Raw genomic sequence first — 18,139 nt, 5'->3', positions numbered from 1 at the left:
CTCGCGGCCTGGATGCCACTCCGGAGCGACTCTGGCGCCAGTCTTGGCATGACCATGATTAGTAACGCTGGGTAACTGTCGGGCTGCTCTGTGGGCGTCGCCGTTCTTCACGGCCGGGATCTTGCTCCAGAGGGGATTCTCGGCCAGCTTCTCCGAGAGCTTGCCGTCCGCGTCGCCGAAGCTCATCGTCTCGACGAACAGCACGTCGACGTTCCGGGCGAGGATCTCCTCCAGGCTGTAACTGCCCTCGACGCCACGGGACTTCCACGGGTACCGGGCGATCTTCGGGAACAGGCTCGCGGCGACGTCGGCCTCCGGGGTGGCGACGCCGAAGTTCTCGTCACTGCCGTAGATGATGAGCGCGGTCTTGTCACTCGGCGTCTTCTCGGCCTCGGCGAGCTTGGTGCGGAAGGTCTTCTCGGCCTTCTCGCCCTCGGCGGTGCGACCGGTCAGGGCGGCGACGTCGCGCAGGTAGCCGACGCTGTCCTCCCAGGTCTCGGGCTGCATGGGCCAGAAGGTGGTGGCGCCCTTCAAGGCCGGGGCGAGCTTGCCGTGGGTGTCCCCCAGCCCGATGACCAGGTCGGGCTTGTGGGAGAGGATCGCCTCCACCTCCGGGGCGATGAATCCCCCGGGGATGACGTCGACCTCCTTGGCCTTCGCCTCCCCCAGGAAGCCGGGGTGGGAGAGCAGTGCGCTGTTGGTGGCCGTCGGGACGATGCCCAGTTCGGTCAGGATGTCGTCGCACAGCGCGAACAGGCAGACGATGCGCTCGGGTTCCTTCTTGACGGAGACCTTGACGCCGTTCGTGTCGGTCACGTCCGTGGACGCCTTGATGGGTTCGACCGTGACCTCGGTCCTCGCCGCGGGCTTGGCCTCGTCACTCGCGGGCTCGTCGGGCGACGAGCCGCAGCCGGCCAGCACGGAACCCACCAACGCTGCGGTGATCCAGCTGCGGACGAATCTCGACGGGGAGCGCAGCATCGATGCCCTCGCTTCTTCTCAGGTGCCGGGAACTCACCGAACATACATGATAATCGTTTTCACGAGACAGTCTTTCGGAGGACCCATGACCACTGCCACGCCCGTCCTGCTCGTCTCCGACCACGTGGCCGGATCCGTCCATGTGCTGACCGTGCCGGACGGCACCGTCACCGAACGCCTCACCGGCCGTCATCTCTCCGAGCACGCCGGGTTCCTGGCCCTGCCCGGAGGGCGCGTGGCCTGTGTCGACGACCGCCGGGGGGAACTTCTGGTCCTCGACCCCTACGGCGAGCAGCTCGTGGAGCGCGCGGTCCCGGTCGCCGTGCCGGCCGAGCACCTCGCCTGCGACCCGGCAGGGCGCCGGCTGGCCGTGACCACCGGCCTGGGCAAGAACACCGAGCCGTGGTCGGACCTGCTGACGGTCGTCGACCTGGCCACCGACGAGACCGCACGCGTACGCACCCGGGTCGGCGAGCCGGGCGTGACCGTGCTGGGCGGCGGCGACCCGCTGGTCGTGCTGCGGCACCGGGAACCCGGGGCGCTGGCCGTACACCGGTTCGCGGATCTCCTCGCGGCCCCGCCCGGCTGCCCCGTGGTCCCGCCCCACGCGCTCCTGCCGCTGCCCGACGACGGCCACGGCGACGCCCAAGCCCCGGGCTCGGGGCATCTGTTCGTGGCCACCGGCGAGGGTGTGCACCGGGCCCGGAGGAAGGGCGACACGCTCCTGGCCGAGGCCGTGATCCCGTGGGAGGCACCCGCCCGGGGCTGGTACCTGCGCCTCGACACCCGGCGCGCGGCGTTGTGGAGCACACTGCGCGGCGGCGCTCCCGACCCGCTGCGGTGGCCGGAGTGGACCAATCAGGCCTGGCACCACGATCTGGAGACCGGTCGCACGTCCCTCACGGAACTCGGCCCCGGACTGGTCTTCCGGCTGGCGCTCGCCCGGAACCACACCGCGTTCACCCGCGTCCACCCCGAGGGCGACGAACTGCTCCTCCTCGGCGCCGACGGCATCGTCCGCCGCTCGCCCCTGCCCGTGATGGACGGCGCTCCGCGTCGCGGCGGCACCCCGTGGGAAGGCGTCCAGCGCCGGGCCGTGGCCGCGTCACCCGGCTCCGACTGGGTCGCCGTCACCCGCGGCGGTCACGGTGAAGTCCACATCGTCGACGCGCGGACGGGCCACGAGGCGGCCCGCCCGCGGCTGAGCACACCGCTGCATCACGGCGGCCACATGACCCTGCGCGACCGGACCGACGGCGCCGAGGGCGATCCCGTGGGCCGGTGACCGCCGCCGTGCACGCCGACGCGCCGATGGCCCCCGTGTGCAGGCGCCTTGGAGCGCTCTTCACCTCAGAAACCGGCCATGGACTTGTCGAGCACTCCGCCCAGCGCACCGTAGACGCTGCACCGAACGGAGTGGCGTGCCCTCCGCCGGAGGCCGAACCCCACGACGAACGCGACCGCGAAGAGCCCACCCAGCACGATCACCGCGACAGGGCTGTAGACGAAGTACACGAAGCAGGCGATGCAGGCCCAGACCAGGACCGGCACGAGCGAACCACGCATCACCAGCGGGAGCGTGACCCGTTCCGCACCCGACGGCAGCACTCGCCTCTGCCACACCTCGATGTGGTTGCCGGTAGCACAGTGCTCAGGGCGCATGGAGTCATCCCATCACGGCATGATGCCTCCGGTGAACCCGAGGAATGACACGTCCGTCAGGCCCAGATCGCGCTGGGGAGTCTTCAGCCGACCGGACTTCCGCCTGCTCTGGGTGGGCGAGACCGTGAGTGGCCTGGGCAACAGCGTCACCGTGGTGGCCTTGCCGTTGATCGCGGTCGTCGGGCTGGACGCGGGCTCCACCGCCGTCGGCCTGCTCACGGCGGCGGTGTGGCTGCCGTGGCTGCTCGTGGGTCTCCCGGTGGGGGCATGGGTGGACCGCAGGCGCAAACGCCCCCTGATGATCGCGTGTGACCTGGTAGCCGCCGCGGTCCTGGTGAGCGTACCGGCGGCGGCCTGGCTCGACGCGCTGACCTTTCAGCAACTGGTCGTCGTCGCGTTGGTCTGCGGCACGGCGGCGGTGTGCTTCGACACCGCCTACCACTCGTACATCCGCATCGTGCTCGACGCCCGCGACCTCCTGGAGGGCAACGCCACGTTGCAGGGCAGCGCTGCCGCCACCCAGGTCGCCGGGCCCGGGGTGGCGGGACTCCTCGCCCAGGCACTCGGCGCGGTCACCGCGCTCGTGGCCGACGCCGTGACGTTCCTGGTCTCCGCTGTCTGCCTGCGGCGGATCGGCGTCGTCGAGCCGGACCCGGGTTCCGACACGGAACGCGCCTCCCTTCGGCGGCAGATCGCGGAAGGGCTCCGCTTCGTGGCCCGGGACCGGTATCTGCGGCCGATGGTCACCTGGGGCGCCGTGATCAACCTGGCGCTGATGGGCTACCAGGCGGTCCAGGTCGTGTTCCTGATCCGCACCGTCGGACTGGAGCCGGGCATGGTCGGGCTGCTGCTCACCAGCGGCAGCGCCGGCGGCATCGTCGGTGCGCTGGTGGCCACCCGCCTCAGCCGACGGTTCGGCACGGCGCGGGGGCTGCTCCTCCTTCAGCTCACCACCTCACCGTTCGTGCTGCTGCTGCCGATGACCACGGCGGGGCCGGGACTGCTGCTGTTCGCGACGGGATCCTTCCTCGTGGGGCTCGGCATCTCCGTGGCCAACATCGTGCTCGGCACCTTCCGGCAGACCTACTGCCCACCGCACCTGCTCGGCCGGGTGGTGGCGACCGCCATGATGATCAACCACAGCACCGTCCCGCTCGGATCTCTGCTGGGCGGCGTGCTCGGTGACGCCGTCGGACACCGGCCGGCCATGTGGATCATGACGGGTGTCGTCGCGCCGTCGTGGCTCATCCTCGCCCTGAGCCCGATGCGCCGCCTGCGGGATCTTCCGCAGGTCCACAAGCCCCAACAGGCGGAGGCCAAGGGCTGATTCCGAGCAGGAGGCCAACGGGGACGGGAGTCAGCAAGGTGCCCAGCCGGATGCGTGAGGTCGCCAGTACGGCCGCCGTCGACAGCATCCAGGGTCCCCGAAGGGATGCCCCAGGTGATGCCGGTGCAGCACACCGAGGAACCGCCGCCGGTGCTGCGCCGCACAGAGGCCGGCCCACCGGTTCTCCAGGCGGCTCGCCGCCTCAGTCGCCGAGTGCGAGAGCCAGCACCTTGCGCAGGTCCTCCGGCGCGCGGTAGTGCACACCCGTCATGCCCAGCGCGACGGCGGCCTCGATGTTCTCCAGCCGGTCGTCGACGAAGAGGCATCGCTCGACTGCGGTCTCCGCCCGCTCGGCGGCGATCTCGTAGATCTCGCGGTCGGGCTTGGCCACTTTGACCCGGGCGCTGCTGACGACGTGGTGCGCGAGGTCGGACAGCCCCAGGGACGCGAGGTCGCTCTCCAGCTCCAGGGTCGCGTTGGTCACCAGGACGAGCGGCATGTGTTCCCGTATCCGGCGAAGCATCGTGACCACCACGTCGTCAGCCCGGAAAGGCGCGTCGGCCAGCGCTGTTCCCAGCTCACGGGCCTGAGGCTCCGAGACCTCACCGGCGAGACCCCGCACGATGGCCTCCACCCACTCCTCCTTGCCGATCTTTCCGAGGAGCAGCGGCAGGTCGATCTCCGGCGCATAGGCCACTTTCGTGGTGGTTCCCTCGGCCAGTCCGGCCAGCCGTTCCAGCCTCGCCAGTCGCGTCAGGTCATAGAACCGGATCACGTTGTCGAGGTCGCACAGCACCGCGTCGAACGGCCTGCCAGAGGTGTTGATCAGCGTCATGTCCCCTGAATAGCACGGGGACTTTCACCGGACGGCCGGCTCAACGGAAGCTGTGGGCGTTCTCCGCGGCCCACTGCCGGAACGGCCTGGCGGGGGAACCGGTGACCTGCGCCACCGTGTCGCGCACCGCGAGCAGTTCGTCCTTGACGTCTCCGCCCATGACATCGAGCACAGCGTCCGCGGCCTCCTCCCCGAAGACCGCGGCCATGGGGCCACGAGCCTCCTTCCGGCTGATCTCGATGAACGGGACGTCCCGCCCCAGCACTGCCGCGATGGCCTCGGCCTGCTGCCGGGCGGACACCGGCTCCGGCCCCGTCAGGGCGTACGTCCGCCCCCGGTGGCCCGGTTCGGTCAGCGCGGCGCGCGCCACCGAAGCGATGTCCGCGGGGTGGATCGTGGGCAGCCCGGTGTCCGCGTACGGCGCGCGGACCGCCGCGCGGTCGCGAATCGTCCCGGCCCACATCAAGGCGTTCGAGGCGAACTGCGTCGGCCGCAGGATCGTCCAGGCCATGCCGCTGTCCTTGAGCAGCCGTTCGACCGCCAGGTTCTCACCGGCCGGGCCCAGGTGCGGATGGGTCTGGACGGTGATGGACGACACCAGCACCACGTGCTCCACACCCGCCTGCCGGGCCGCCGCGAGGATGTCCGCGTCCGGGCCCGTACGCGACAGGAGGAACAGCGCGCGCACCCCGTCCAGGGCGGGCCTCAACGTCTCCACCTCCGCGAAGTCCCCCTCCACCGCCTCGACTTCCTCGGGGAACGCGGCCCGTGAAGCGTCTCGGGTGAACGCTCTCACCGGCCCCGCACCGCATGCCTGCAACTCCCGCAGCAGCGCGCTGCCGATATGTCCGGTGGCTCCGGTCACGAGGATCATGAGCACGTTCTCCCGTCGTCAGCGATCGGTTTCGGGACACGCTAGGAGCTCAATCGGACTTGAGGTCAAGGAGAAGCGTCCAGCGGGGATCTCACCTCGCAGCAGCTCATTCGGCCCCACCCCGCCCGCGTCCCGCATAAGTTGACCGAGAGAGGTCGAAGAGTGCGGGACGGGGAGGACCAACCGGCATGACGTGGACCGAGCGCACCGTGGTACGCGAGGGTGTCCGCATCTCCTGCCGCGACTGGGGCGGGTCGGGGCCCCCGGTCGTGCTGCTGCACGGGCTGGCCGGCCACGCGGGCGAATGGGACACCCTCGCCGCGGCCCTCAGCCCTCGCTACCGGGTCGTCGCCGTCGACCAGCGCGGGCACGGCGCGAGCCAACGCCGGCCGCGCGACGTCTCGCGCGCCGCGTACGTCGCCGACACCGTCGCCGTCATCGGACAACTCGGCCTGCACCGGCCGGTGCTGGCAGGTCAGTCACTGGGCGGGCACACCGCCCTGCTCACCGCCTCGGCGCACCCCGGCCTGCTGCGCGGGCTCGTCCTCGTCGAGGCGGGCCCGGGCCGCGCCGATCCGGACGTGCCGGCCGAGATCGGCGCGATGCTCGACGCGTGGCCGACACCGTTCCCCTCGCGCCGCGCCGCCGTGGAGTTCTTCGGGGGCGGCGCGGTCGGCGAAGGCTGGGCGGGCGGGCTGGAGGAGCGCGACGGGGGCTGGTGGCCGCGCTTCGACCGTGACGTGATGGTCGAAGCGCTGAGCGAGAACGCCCGGCGTTCCTACTGGGACGAGTGGGCGGGCATCACGTGCCCGACGCTGCTCGTCCTGGGCCGGTCCGGCATCGTCCCCCCGCACGAGACGGAGGCGATGCTGCGACAGCGCCCGGAGACGGTGGCCTTGAGCGTCCCCGACGCGGGGCACGACCTGCACCTGGAGCGCCCCGAGGTCCTGCGGCAGGTGTTCCGGGAGTTCCTGCGTCATCCGTGAGCCTCCGGGAAGAAGTCGGCGCCCTGCACGTACGCCATCGCCTCGGTCCACTTCGGGTCGCCCAGGCGGCGTTCCATCTCCTCCGGGCTGACGTCCTCCACCCGCGTCTGGAGCCACCACAGGTTGCCCAGCGGGTCGCGCACCCGCCCGATGCGGTCGCCGAAGAAGAGATGCGTCACCTCGGTCACCGACGTGCCGCCGGCCGCGACGGCCCTGCGGTGCGCGGCGTCGGCGTCCTCGACGTAGAGGCGCAGGAAAGCGGGCGTCGGCGGCCAGTCCGGTGGCGCGTCGAAGGGCATGACGACCGAGTCGCCGATCCGCACCTCCGCGTGGCCGATCCGGCCGTCCTCCCCGACGACCCGCGCGATCTCCTCCGCGCCGAACGCCTCCTTCAGATAGTCGATCAGCCCGGCCGTGTCGCGCGAGATGATCCAGGGCGTGACGGTGTGGTAGCCGTCCGGGATCGGTTGTACGGTCATCCGCTGTCCTCCCGAGTGTGTGCTGCTCCTCCCGAAGCTACGGGGGCTGTAGGTCGGATCCTGTCCTAGAACCCTTCGGACGCAGGCGCGGCGTCTCATCCGGCGGGAAGTGCCTGCTCCGCCCAGATGATCTTGCCGTTGGGTATCTGGCGGGTGCCCCAGCCCTGGGTGAGCTGGGCGACGAGCAGCAGCCCACGTCCGCCTTCGTCGAAGGTGCGGGCCCGGCGCAGGTGGGGGGCGGTGGTGCTGCCGTCGGAGACTTCGCAGATGAGGGTGCGGTCGTAGATCAGTCGCAGCTCGACGGGAGGGCGGCCGTACCGGAGGGCGTTGGTCACCAGTTCGCTGACGACCAGCTCGGTGACGAAGGCGGCCTCGTCCAGGCCCCACTCGGACAGTTGCCGGCAGGCGGCTTTGCGCATCTCGGCGACCACGGCCGGGTCCGGCGACACCGGCCAGGTCGCCACGTGGGACGCGTCGAGGGCCCGCGTCCTCGCCACGAGGAGCGCCACGTCGTCGGAGGGGCGGTCCGCGAGGAGGGTGCTCAGCAGGTCGTCACAGGTGGCCTCCAGATCAGGAGCGGGCCGTCCCAGCACCTCGCGCATGGCGGTGATCCCCTCGTCGATGTCACGGCTGCGGTTCTCCACGAGTCCGTCCGTGTACAGGACGAGGAGGCTGCCCTCGGCGAGCTCCAGCTCGGTCGATTCGAAGGGCAGGCCGCCCAGGCCGAGAGGTGGCCCCGCCGGGACGTCGAGGAACGCGACGGTGCCGTCGGGGGTCACGAGGGCGGGCACGGGGTGGCCGGCCCGCGCGGCGGTGCAGTGCCGGGAGACCGGGTCGTACACGGCGTAGAGACAGGTGGCGCCGATGTCGCCGTCGAGCGGTGCCATGGTGTCTCCCCCGCCGGCCAGGCGGTTGACGAGGTCGTCGAGGTGGGTCAGCAACTCGTCGGGAGGCAGGTCGACATCCGCCAGGGTGCGTACGGCGGTGCGCAGCCGTCCCATGGTCGCCGAGGCCTGGATGCCGTGACCCACGACATCACCGACGACCAGGGCGACCCGGGCACCGGAGAGCGGTATGACGTCGAACCAGTCGCCGCCCACACCGGCCCGGGCACTGGCGGGCAGATAGCGGGAGGCGACGTCCAGGGCCGCCTGCTCGGGCAGCTGTTGCGGCAGCAGGCTGTTCTGCAGGGTGAGCGAGGTGTCACGCTCGCGCGTGTAGCGCCGGGCGTTGTCGATGCACACGGCGGCGCGGGCGGTGATCTCCTGCCCCAGCAGCAGGTCGTCCTGCTCGAAGCGCTGGGGCCGTCGGTGGCGGGAGAACGTTGCCACTCCCAGGGTGAGACCACGTGCGCGCATGGGTACCGCCAGGACCGAGTGGAATCCGAACTGCCGCATGCGTGCGGCCCGTTGTGGGGCTGTCCGGTCCAGGTCCGCCAGTGCGGCGGGGGTGATGTGCTCGATGACCGGTCGCCCTTCCGCCAGACAGCGGGCCGCCGTGGAACGCTCCGGGTAGTTCGCCACCGTCCCGTGCGGCACCACGGCTTCGGGGCAGCCCTCCAGCACCGACCGGGAGGCGACCCGGCGCATCATCACCGGTCCGTGCGGCGGGCCCTGCGGCGGGTCCTCGCCCCCTTCGATCGAGGGCAGGAGATCGACCGTGACGAAGTCCGCGAACCGGGGGACGGCCACGTCGGCGAGTTCCTGGGCGGTACGGGGCAGGTCCAGAGTGCTGCCGATGCGCAGGCTGGCGTCGTCGACCAGGACCAGCCGCTGCCGGGCGAGGTACTGCTCCGTCACGTCGTGCGCCGACAGCAGGACGCCTTCGGGTCGTCCGCCGGAGTCGCGCACGGGCACCAGGGAGACCGACCACACGCTCTCCCGCTCATGGCCGGCGAGGTGCAGCGCGGCTCCGAGCTCCTGGGGGCGACCGGTCCGCAGCGCGGTGCGCATGCCCTCCTCGGTCCGCTCGCTCTCCGGGTCGAGGACGATCTCCGTCACCCGGAGACCGCGCATCTCCGCCTCGGACAAGCCCATCACACGTTCCATGTCCCGGTTCGCCCAGCGCAACCGCAGGCCGGTGTCGTACAGGGCCATGGTGTAGGGAGCCTGGGCGAAGCTGCGCCGCAGGAACGCGTCGCGCTGCGGCGCAGGTGCCGGCCGGGTCACCGGGGACACCAGGAGCCAGTCCTCGCCTTGGTCGTTCTCCCGGCGGTGGGCCAGCAGTCCCACCGTGAGCCGGCGGCCGTCCCGGTGCAGCAGCGTGGCGGTCCCGCTCCACCTGCGCAGGCCGGTCGGCGCATCCGGTACGGGAGGGTGAGCGGTGTCCGCGAGAAGCCGGGCCGCGCTCTTGCCGATCACCTCCGGGGCCCGGTACCCGAGCAGCCTCCGGGCTCCTTCGTTCCACGCGGTCACCACACCGCGACCATCGACGACGGCCCTGGCCGTGGCCGCCTCGTCGACCCGTTCCCGCGAGCCGCCGCCCGACGGGCCCCCGTCCCGGGCGGACGCGGATCCGATCATGACCTCATCCCGCCTCACTCCCGCCTGGGGCCTTCTGCCGGGGAGCGCCCGGAACCCGAGGTGCGCCGCACCTTCACTTTTTACGACACTAGACATCAAGCGTGACAGATGTGCGCGAACAGGTCCTCATGGCAGGATGGCGGGCCTCGTGGCAGGCCGGCGGTCCTCACGGCAGGGCGGCGGCACGGTCCCGGACGGAGGGTGGCACTCATGTCTGTCATCGGCGAGAGGTGGCCGGACCGGGCCGAGTGGGCCGGAAAGATCTTCAGCTCGGGCTGGCGGGAGTCCGAGGGCGGCACCCGTCAGGTGATCGAACCGGCCACCGGGGACACGCTGGCCGAGGTCGGCATCGCGTCGCCCGCGGACGTCGCCCGGGCCGGCACACGGGCCGCCGGGGCCGCCGGGGAGTGGGCCGCGGCTGCTCCCGCTGATCGTGCCGAGGTGCTGCTGAGGGCGTCCGGCGCCCTGCGGGAACGCAGCGACACCTTCCGTGAGTGGATCGTCCGGGAGTCGGGCGGCGTCCCCGCGAAGGGCGACTACGAGATCGCCGCCGCCCTCGCCCAGCTGACCCATGCCGTCGGGCTCGCCTCGCAGCCTCGGGGTGAGGTTCTGGAGCCGCAGGCGCCCGGTGGCACGAGCCTGGCGTGGCGGGTGCCGCTCGGCGTCGTCGGCGTCATCAATCCCTGGAACGCTCCGCTCCTGTTCGCCCTGCGCGCGCTGGCACCCGCGCTCGCCCTGGGCAACACCGCACTGCTCAAACCCGACCCGCTCACGCCGGTGTCCGGGGGCGTCCTCGTCGCCCGGCTCTTCGAGGACGCCGGCCTGCCCGACGGGGTGCTGCACGTCCTGCCGGGCGGCGCCGAGACGGGGCAGGCGGTCGCGGCGGACCCCCACGTCGCCATGGTCGCCTTCACCGGCTCCACGGCGGCCGGGCGCGCCGTGGCCCGTGTGGCGGGTGAGGGACTGAAACGGGTCCTGCTGGAGCTCGGCGGCAAGAACTCGCTCGTCGTGCTGGAGGACGCCGACGTGGAGGCGGCCGCCTTCGCAGGAGCGGTGAGCGCCTTCGGATACCAGGGGCAGGCGTGTGTGGCCGCCGGCCGTCACCTGGTCCACACCGACCTGGTCGAGGCGTACACCGACGCGCTGGTCAGGCACGCGCTGGCCATGCGGGTCGGCGACCCCCGCGAGGAGGGTGTCGGCATCGGGCCGGTCATCAGCGGGCGGCAAGCCGCCAGGATCGAACGCATTGTCGACGAGAGTGTGGCCGCCGGGGCGCGGGTGCTCACGGGCGGCCGCCGCGACGGATTGTTCTACCCGCCCACCGTCCTGGACCACGTCGGCCGGGCCATGCCCGCGTACACGGAGGAGATCTTCGGCCCCGTCGCCCCTGTCCTGCCCTTCCGCAGCGAGGCGGAGGCCGTCGAGATCGCCAACGACACCGCGTACGGTCTGGCGGCCGCCGTGCACTCCGGCTCGGTCCCGAGGGCGACCGCCGTCGCGCAGCGGCTGCGCACCGGCATGGTCCACATCAACGACGTCTGCGCCAAGGACGCGGCGAACGCCCCCTTCGGAGGCATGGGCGTCTCCGGCAACGGTTCCCGCATCGGCGGCACGGCCAGCCTGGAGCAGTTCACCCAGTGGCGGTGGATGACGGCACCGGGACCGTCGTGACACCGGGCGCGCTCCGCCACACGGCACGTCCGCCGGTCGTCCGCGAGGGAACGACCCGGGGTCCCTCCACGAGGAAGGAGTGCCGCCATGACGAAGCCGGTGGTGGTGGGAGTCGACGGTTCGCCGTCGAGTCTGGACGCGGTCGGGGTGGCCGGCCATGAGGCCGCGATCCGTGGTGCGGAGCTGCGGCTCGTGCATGCCTTCGGACGGTCGTCCTCGCATCTCCCGGCCGGCGGGCCCGCGTGGAATCCGGCCGGGGCAGGAGTGCGGGAGCTGCTCGACGGCACACTGATGGCAGCCGAACGGCGGGCCCGAGCCGTGGCGCCCCAGGTCGGCATCACCCGTGACGTCACCGTGGGCGAGCCTCTGGTGGTGCTGGAGATCGCCTCCCGCACGGCGTCTGTCGTGGTGGTCGGCAGCCGGGGCCTGGGCGCCTTCGGCAGTCTGCTGCTGGGCTCCGTGTCCGGGCACCTCGCGGCACACGGCCGCTGCCCCGTGCTGGTGGTGCGGGGGCGCACCGACCCGGCGGGCCCCGTCCTGCTGGCGGTCGACGACTCACCCGCCTCCGAGGAAGCCGTACGTTTCGCCTTCGCCGAGGCGGCCCTGCGCGGCGCGGACCTCACGGCGCTGCACGTGTGCCGGACAGGGAGTTCGGATGTCTACGACGGTCCGGCCGATCCTCCCTTCGTGACCTATGACGAGACGCATCTGCGGGAGCACGCCGAGCGCGTCCTCGACGCGGCGCTCACCGGTCCGGAGGAGAGCCACCCGGACGTAGCGGTGCTGCGAAAGCCGGTGACCGGCCGGGTACGGCACACCCTCGTCGAAGCGAGCGCGGGCGCGCAGCTGCTCGTCGTCGGAGCGCGGGGCCGGGGCGGCTTCACCGGCCTGCTGCTGGGCTCGGTCAGCCAGGCCGTCCTGCACCATGCGCACTGTCCCGTAGCGGTGGTTCGTCACCGGGGCAAGGGCCCCGCGACGCCGGAAGGCGGTGAAGGGGATCACCCGTAGACTGCAACTGGAAGCGGCGCCCGCGAGCGCGTGATGACGGTGGACATCGACTTCACGGCCTTCTTCGAGACCACGCCGAGCCCGTATCTGGTTCTGGACACGGGCCTGGTGATCCGCTACGTCAACCCGGCCTACCTGCGGACGACCGGCCGGGTGAGCGGCGACCTTATCGGAAAGCACTACTTCGACGCCCTGCCGCCGCGTCCCGGCTCCCCCGACGACGCGCAACGGAACGTGAAGACGTCCTTGTCCCGGGCCCTGGACACCGGGAAGCCGGACGTGCTGGTGCTCCAGCGCTACGACATCCCCGCCCCCGGCCGGCCGGACGGGTTCGAGGAGCGGTGGTGGTCGAAGATCCACACTCCGCTTCCGGGGCCGGACGGCGCGGTGAAGTGGATCGTGCAGCGGGCCGAGGACGTCACCGCGTTCTTCCACTCGGGCCGGGCCGGACAGCTCGGAGAGGAGTTCACCACGCGGGAGAAGGGCCTGGCCGCCGAGCTGTACGCGCGCACCGACGAACTGCACCGGCTGAACCGGGAGCTGCTCCAGGCCCACGCCCGGGAGCGGCAGGTCGCTGTCACGCTCCAGGAGGCCATGCTCTCCGCACCCGATCTGAACCGCCACGACAACATCGCCGTGCGGTACCTGCCGGCGACGACCTCCTTGAACGTCTGCGGTGACTGGTACGACGTCGTCGACCTGCCGCCCGACCGCTATGCCGCGGCCGTCGGGGACGTCGTCGGCCACGGACTGCACGCGGCGGCGGTCATGGGCATGTTGCGCAGCGCCCTGAGCGCCGTCATCCGGGCCATCCCCAGCCCCGCGCAAGCGCTGGAGGTCCTCGGTCTGTACGCCAGGTCGGTGGACGGTGCGATGGCGGCGACGGCGGTCAAGGTGCTCATCGACACCCGCAGCAGACTGATCATCTACAGCAACGCCGGGCACCCACCGCCCGTTCTGCTGCACCGGGACGGAACGTGCGAGCTGCTCGACCGAGCCACCGACCCGCCACTCGGCGCACGGGAGCACCATGTCCCCCGCCCCCAGGCCGGCCTCACCTACGCGCCGGGCGACACCCTCGTGCTCTACACCGACGGGCTCATCGAACGGCGGGACGAGGACATCGACGCCGGTCTGGCCCGGCTGACGACGGCTCTGGGGGCGGACCGCGCTCTGCTGCCCGACCAGCTGGCCGACGGTCTGCTGGCCCGCCTCGACGTCACCGAAGGTGCCCCGGACGACATCGCCCTGATCGTGATCCGCCTGTAGTCCGGTGCGGGTGCCGGCCCGCCGTGCGGCTCGTGGTGCTGGGCGGTCCTGGTCGGTCGGGGTGACCGATGGTCACATTCGGGTTCCTCCACGGTCCGGGACGGTCCTGAACACGCCATTCCGTGGTGCAGTCGGGGCATGGCCTCACCGTCCACGGATGACCAGGACTCCTCGACGCCGTCCTCGCGCGAGCGCCCCTCCCGGCTGACCGACGTCGCCGTCGCCCTGTTGCTCCTGGTGGCGGACGCCGTCATCGTCGGCGTCGCCGGGCTGCTCCTCTTCGCGGTCGGTATGGGAACCGCGCCGTCACCGCGCTCCTCCCCCACCCCGCACACCCGAGACACTCCGGCTGTCACCTGGCTCGTCATCTGGGGCGGTCCGGTGCTGGCGGCAGCCGGCGCCTATGTGCACGCCCGTCTGAGGATGCCCGTCACCGCCGTCGTGCAGGGCCTGTTCACCCTCGCGTGCCTCGTCCTGGCCGTCGCATGGACGCGCATGCTGCTGTCGTGACGCCGGCGCTCTCCGCATCTTGCGATGCCCCCCGCGCCGAGGCAGGGGAAGGGCTGCTCCGACCTCCCCAGGTGTCGCAGCCCTTCCCCGTCCAGCGGCAAGCGGATACCCCCGGACGCGGATCCCACGCCTGACCGCCCCGCACCCGAACCAAGATCGATTGTCAGTGGTGGGTGAGAAGGTGGATGCATCCAACCGGGACACCGGAACAAGGGGGAGTTGTGATGTCCGGAAGCCAGAACTACATCAATCACGTTGCTCTTGTGCTCGATGCCAGCTCGTCCATGTCGCACCTGAGCCACAAGGTCGTCGAAGTGGCCGATCAGCAGATCGCGTACCTGGCCCGCCGGTCCAAGGAACTGGACCAGGAAACCCGCGTCACGGTGTACGTCTTCGCCGACAAGGTGCAGTGCGTCATCTACGACAAGGACGTGCTGCGCATGCCGTCGCTGAAGCAGCTGTACCGGACGGGCGGCATGACGGCCCTCCTCGCGGCCGCGCTGAAGTCACAGCACGAGCTGGCTCAGACGGCCCAGCTGTACGGCGACCACAGTTTCCTGACGTTCGTGCTGACCGACGGACAGGAGAACGCGAGTCACCGCTGCCCGGATTCCCCGGCCGGGGATCCCCGGGAACTGGTCCAGGCCGTGGCCCGGATGATCGAGACGCAGCAGGACAACTGGACGCTGGCCGTACTGGTGCCCGACCAGATGGGCAAGCGCGAGGCCATGCAGTGCGGATTCCCCAAGGACAACATCGCCATCTGGGACGCCACGAGCACGCAGGGTCTGGAGGAGGCCGGGCAGGTCATCCGGCAGGCCACCGAGAACTTCATGATGGGCCGCACCCAGGGCATCCGCGGATCGCGCGCGGTGTTCTCCACCGGCGCCGAAGCGGTCAACCGGGACACCATCAAGGCGGCCGGCCTCACGCCCGTCGATCCGTCGAAGTACCAGCTGATACCGGTGGCCCGCGACGCGGCCATCAGGGAGTGGGTCATCGAATGCGGGCACACCTACCGGACCGGTGCGGCGTTCTACCAACTGAGCAAGTCGGAGAAGATCCAGGCGCAGAAGCAGATCGCGGTGCTGGAGAAGAAGACGGACCGCGTGTACACGGGGCCCGCTGCGCGAAGCCTGCTCGGCCTGCCCGACGCGGAAGCCCGGGTCAAGCCGGACCACAATGACCACTTCACGATCTTCGTGCAGAGCACCAGCGTCAACCGGAAGCTCGTGCCCCACACGCGACTGCTGCTCATGCTCTGACACACCGTGAAGAGGCTGGGGGTGCCCGGGGGTGCGAAGCCGCCCCGGGCACCCCCACCTCGGGGCGCAGTCGACGCCCTTCAGTGCGTCAGCTTCGATGCGTCAGCGGTGAGAGGCCGAGTTCGCGTTCGCCGAGAGGGGTGAAGAAGCGCTCGACGTCGGAGTCGGTGACCTCGTCCAGGTTCTGCGGCGACCAGCGCGGCCGGCGGTCCTTGTCGACGACCTGGGCGCGGATTCCCTCCACCAGGTCGGGCAGGTCCAGGGCGGCACAGGAGACGCGGTACTCCTGGTTCAGAACCAGTTCCAGCGGCCCGAGCTTCAGGGCGCGGCGAAGGGAGGCAAGGGTGACCTTGAGGGCGGTCGGCGACCTGGCGAGCAGGGTCTCCGCTGCCTCTTTGGCGGCGGGGTCGCCGTGCGCGAGCAGCCGGCGCACGATCTCCTCGACGGTGTCGGCGGCGTAGCAGTCGTCGATCCAGTCGCTCTGGGCGGCCAGGACGCCCTGCGGGGGTGTCCGCACATGGCGTTCCAGGGCCTCCTCCACGGGCAGTCGGGCCAGGGCCTCGAGGAACTCCGGCAGTGAGGACGCCGGCACGCAGTGGTCCGCCAGTCCGCACAACAGCGCATCCCCGGCACCGATCTGAGCGCCCGTCAGGGCGAGATGCGTGCCCGACTCCCCGGGAGCCAGGGCGAGCAGCCGGGTGCCGCCCACGTCCGGCACGAAGCCGATGCCGGTCTCCGGCATGGCGACCCGGGACCGCTCGGTGACGACACGGACGCTGCCGTGCGCCGAGACGCCGACGCCGCCCCCCATCACGATGCCGTCCATCACGGCGACGTACGGTTTGGGGTATCGGGCGATGCGGGCGTTGAGGCGGTATTCGTCGCGCCAGAACGCGGCGGAGGCCGTGCCGTCGCCGTCGCGGGCGTCGTCGTGGATGGCGCGGATGTCGCCGCCGGCGCAGAGGCCCCGCTCCCCCGCGCCGGTGATGACGACGGTCTCCACCGCGGGGTCCCGTGCCCACTCGGTGAGGGCCTCGTCGATGCGGCGGACCATGGTGTGCGTCAGGGCGTTGAGGGCCCGAGGCCGGTTGAGCGTGATGTGGGCGGCACGCCCGCTGGTGTGGAAGAGGACGGGTTCGGATTCGTCGGCTCCGCTCACCGGAACTCCTCCTCCAGGTCCTGAGCCACGATGACGCGCATGACTGTCGCTTCCTTTCCCATCACGTTCAGGCCCCTTCGTCCGCCGCTGCCGGCGCCGGATCACCTCGCCACCGCGGACCCTACGGTGCCCTGGCGACCGGGCATGGCAGGGGGTCCCCACCTCCGGCCCGCGAGCCGCCTCGTCACCGGCCGGGCCCGGCGTTGTGCATCGAGGGGCGGAGGACCATGAGGGAGTCTTCCGAGGTCGCCACCATGGCGAAGGGGAACCGGTCGAGCTCGAGGCAGAGCGCGACGTCGTCGGGGTGGACGCCCTGCCGCACACCGTCCGCCAGCTCCACGGCGGCACGCGATTCACCGGCGCGCCGGAGGAAGTCGGCTGCCTCCGTCCCGGCCTCGGTGGCCCTCAGGGCGATGTACTGGGCGCACGCCAGGTCTTCGTCGGCCTGCCCGCCCTCGCCGGTGACCACGAACGTGACGCGGTCGCACGCGCGCGTCCGCAGGACCCGGGCCGTGGCCTCCGCCACCACGAAGCCGGCGCACAGCACCAGCGACGCCTCCCTGACCGCGAGGGCGCCGACCGTCCCCGCCGTCGTCTTCTGCACGACGGTCCGCCCGGCGAGGTCGGCGGAGCGCAGCAGCCCCGGTGAGTTGACGGCGTCGAACCCGGGCGCGGGCGGACCGTCCTTGAGCGCCACCCAGTCGGGGTGCCGGGCCTTGAGCGCCAGGGCGTCGTCCAGCGACTCCGCGAGCACGATCTTCTCCGCCCCTCGGGCGAAGGCCCAGGCAGCCACCGTGTAAGCACGCATGACGTCGACCACGACGGCCACGGACGGGGTTTCGGTGAGCTCCGGGATGCCGAGGAACCGAGTCTCCATCGGGTCATGATCGCGCATGCCCTTCCCGTGCCGCCAGGCAGCGGCGAACAGGCGGGCGTCACGGATGACCGGGCGCCGGTCAGCGGGCTGCACCTGTGCGCTACATTTTGCCTCTCCTTGATCTCTACGCTTCGGAGTTGGCAATCCCATGAGCGACATCGTCAACGGACTCGGGCGGGCCACCGCATACGGCGGTCTGGGGCTGGTCCTGTTGCTCCTCGGCATCGTCCTGGTCGACGTGCTGACGCCTGGAAAGCTCGGGCGGCAGATCTGGGAACAGCGCAACCGCAACGCGGCCACGGTCCTCAGCTCCGCGCTGCTCGGCATCGGCGGCATCGTGTTCACGTCGATATGGACGACGTACGAGGACTTCGGCAAGGGCCTGGTCTCGACCGCGGCGTTCGGGCTGCTGGGACTGGTGATGATGGCGCTGGCGTTCCTGCTGGTGGACCTGGTCACCCCGGGCCGCCTGGGCGCGACGCTGGTCGAGACGGAGCCTCATCCCGCGGTCTGGGTGACGGCCTCGTGCAACCTCGCCGTGTCCGCCGTCATCGCGGCGTCCATCGCCTGAACCGCCAGGCGAGGCAACTCCCGACGCACAGTGAACGCACAGGCACTGTTCCACCTCTTGTAGGGCGGAGAAAGCCCCCCCCAACTGAGAGGAACGTGCCGTGCGTTCACCCAGACGTATACGTTCGCGCCTGTACCCGGCCG

17 protein-coding genes and 1 pseudogene are annotated in these 18,139 nt (G+C 71.3%); 9 read left to right on the top strand and 9 right to left on the bottom strand.

Annotated elements, in window-relative coordinates; genetic code table 11:
- Positions 1-981: ABC transporter substrate-binding protein (locus AB0E85_RS33930; protein ID WP_361935530.1), on the bottom strand; the 981-nt coding region annotated here is incomplete at its 3' end.
- 85 nt (positions 982-1,066) lie between these two features.
- On the opposite strand from AB0E85_RS33930, the gene AB0E85_RS33925 reads away from it, so the two are divergent.
- Entirely contained in the window at positions 1,067-2,266 is a 1,200-nt protein-coding gene (locus AB0E85_RS33925) for a hypothetical protein (RefSeq protein ID WP_361935527.1), read from the top strand.
- Between the two features lie 65 nt (positions 2,267-2,331).
- Here the strand turns inward: AB0E85_RS33925 and AB0E85_RS33920 are convergent, their stop codons facing one another.
- Entirely contained in the window at positions 2,332-2,643 is a 312-nt protein-coding gene (locus tag AB0E85_RS33920) for a hypothetical protein (RefSeq protein ID WP_361935524.1), read from the bottom strand.
- Between the two features lie 31 nt (positions 2,644-2,674).
- Between AB0E85_RS33920 and AB0E85_RS33915 the strand changes: the two genes are divergently transcribed.
- The gene (locus tag AB0E85_RS33915) at positions 2,675-3,970 is read left to right on the top strand and encodes an MFS transporter (RefSeq protein ID WP_361935521.1); all 1,296 of its coding nucleotides are present in this window, start codon (positions 2,675-2,677) and stop codon (positions 3,968-3,970) included.
- A 19-nt stretch (positions 3,971-3,989) separates the two neighbouring features.
- On the opposite strand, the pseudogene AB0E85_RS33910 reads toward AB0E85_RS33915, so the two are convergent.
- The 3 genes and pseudogenes from AB0E85_RS33910 to AB0E85_RS33900 form a co-directional block, all read right to left on the bottom strand.
- Positions 3,990-4,102 (bottom strand): annotated as a pseudogene (locus AB0E85_RS33910) (LLM class flavin-dependent oxidoreductase); the annotation flags it as partial.
- A 70-nt stretch (positions 4,103-4,172) separates the two neighbouring features.
- Entirely contained in the window at positions 4,173-4,805 is a 633-nt protein-coding gene (locus AB0E85_RS33905) for an HAD-IA family hydrolase (RefSeq protein ID WP_361935518.1), read from the bottom strand.
- Positions 4,806-4,845: 40 nt separating this feature from the next.
- Positions 4,846-5,679 carry an NAD(P)H-binding protein gene (locus AB0E85_RS33900; protein WP_361935515.1) on the bottom strand — a complete coding sequence of 278 codons (834 nt, stop codon included), beginning with the start codon at positions 5,677-5,679 and terminating at the stop codon, positions 4,846-4,848.
- Between the two features lie 188 nt (positions 5,680-5,867).
- On the opposite strand from AB0E85_RS33900, the gene AB0E85_RS33895 reads away from it, so the two are divergent.
- A complete protein-coding gene (locus tag AB0E85_RS33895; protein ID WP_361935512.1) occupies positions 5,868-6,665 on the top strand; it encodes an alpha/beta hydrolase in 798 nt (265 codons plus the stop codon).
- Here AB0E85_RS33895 and AB0E85_RS33890 read toward each other — a convergent pair.
- Both AB0E85_RS33890 and AB0E85_RS33885 read right to left on the bottom strand, forming a co-directional pair.
- Positions 6,656-7,144 carry a VOC family protein gene (locus AB0E85_RS33890; RefSeq protein WP_361935509.1) on the bottom strand — a complete coding sequence of 163 codons (489 nt, stop codon included), beginning with the start codon at positions 7,142-7,144 and terminating at the stop codon, positions 6,656-6,658. The genes AB0E85_RS33895 and AB0E85_RS33890 overlap by 10 nt on opposite strands.
- 95 nt (positions 7,145-7,239) lie before the next feature.
- Positions 7,240-9,666, bottom strand: a complete 2,427-nt coding sequence (locus AB0E85_RS33885; protein ID WP_361935506.1) for a SpoIIE family protein phosphatase — start codon at positions 9,664-9,666, stop codon at positions 7,240-7,242.
- A 210-nt stretch (positions 9,667-9,876) separates the two neighbouring features.
- Here AB0E85_RS33885 and AB0E85_RS33880 point away from each other — a divergent pair, with 210 nt between their 5' ends.
- From AB0E85_RS33880 to AB0E85_RS33860, 5 genes are all read left to right on the top strand, one after another.
- The gene (locus AB0E85_RS33880; RefSeq protein ID WP_361935502.1) at positions 9,877-11,337 is read left to right on the top strand and encodes an aldehyde dehydrogenase family protein; all 1,461 of its coding nucleotides are present in this window, start codon (positions 9,877-9,879) and stop codon (positions 11,335-11,337) included.
- Between the two features lie 87 nt (positions 11,338-11,424).
- Complete coding sequence (locus AB0E85_RS33875; RefSeq protein ID WP_361935499.1) at positions 11,425-12,345, top strand: universal stress protein; 921 nt, start codon at positions 11,425-11,427, stop codon at positions 12,343-12,345.
- Between the two features lie 33 nt (positions 12,346-12,378).
- On the top strand, positions 12,379-13,614 hold the full coding sequence (locus AB0E85_RS33870; protein ID WP_361935497.1) for a SpoIIE family protein phosphatase: 1,236 nt from the start codon (positions 12,379-12,381) through the stop codon (positions 13,612-13,614).
- A 138-nt stretch (positions 13,615-13,752) separates the two neighbouring features.
- Positions 13,753-14,124: a DUF6234 family protein gene (locus AB0E85_RS33865; RefSeq protein ID WP_361935494.1), complete on the top strand. Its 372-nt coding sequence runs from the start codon at positions 13,753-13,755 to the stop codon at positions 14,122-14,124.
- A gap of 224 nt (positions 14,125-14,348) precedes the next feature.
- On the top strand, positions 14,349-15,389 hold the full coding sequence (locus tag AB0E85_RS33860) for a vWA domain-containing protein (RefSeq protein WP_361935491.1): 1,041 nt from the start codon (positions 14,349-14,351) through the stop codon (positions 15,387-15,389).
- A gap of 88 nt (positions 15,390-15,477) precedes the next feature.
- On the opposite strand, the gene AB0E85_RS33855 is transcribed toward AB0E85_RS33860, so the two are convergent.
- Together AB0E85_RS33855 and AB0E85_RS33850 are read right to left on the bottom strand one after the other, a co-directional pair.
- Positions 15,478-16,548, bottom strand: a complete 1,071-nt coding sequence (locus tag AB0E85_RS33855) for an enoyl-CoA hydratase/isomerase family protein (RefSeq protein ID WP_361935488.1) — start codon at positions 16,546-16,548, stop codon at positions 15,478-15,480.
- Between the two features lie 184 nt (positions 16,549-16,732).
- The gene (locus AB0E85_RS33850; protein WP_361935485.1) at positions 16,733-17,425 is read right to left on the bottom strand and encodes a 2-phosphosulfolactate phosphatase; all 693 of its coding nucleotides are present in this window, start codon (positions 17,423-17,425) and stop codon (positions 16,733-16,735) included.
- A gap of 148 nt (positions 17,426-17,573) precedes the next feature.
- Between AB0E85_RS33850 and AB0E85_RS33845 the strand changes: the two genes are divergently transcribed.
- On the top strand, positions 17,574-17,996 hold the full coding sequence (locus AB0E85_RS33845; RefSeq protein WP_107458967.1) for a DUF350 domain-containing protein: 423 nt from the start codon (positions 17,574-17,576) through the stop codon (positions 17,994-17,996).
- Positions 17,997-18,139 lie beyond the last annotated feature (143 nt).

This window comes from Streptomyces sp. NPDC029044 (assembly GCF_040637495.1).
Taxonomy (GTDB): domain Bacteria; phylum Actinomycetota; class Actinomycetes; order Streptomycetales; family Streptomycetaceae; genus Streptomyces.
This window is presented reverse-complemented; position numbering and strand designations above follow the sequence as displayed.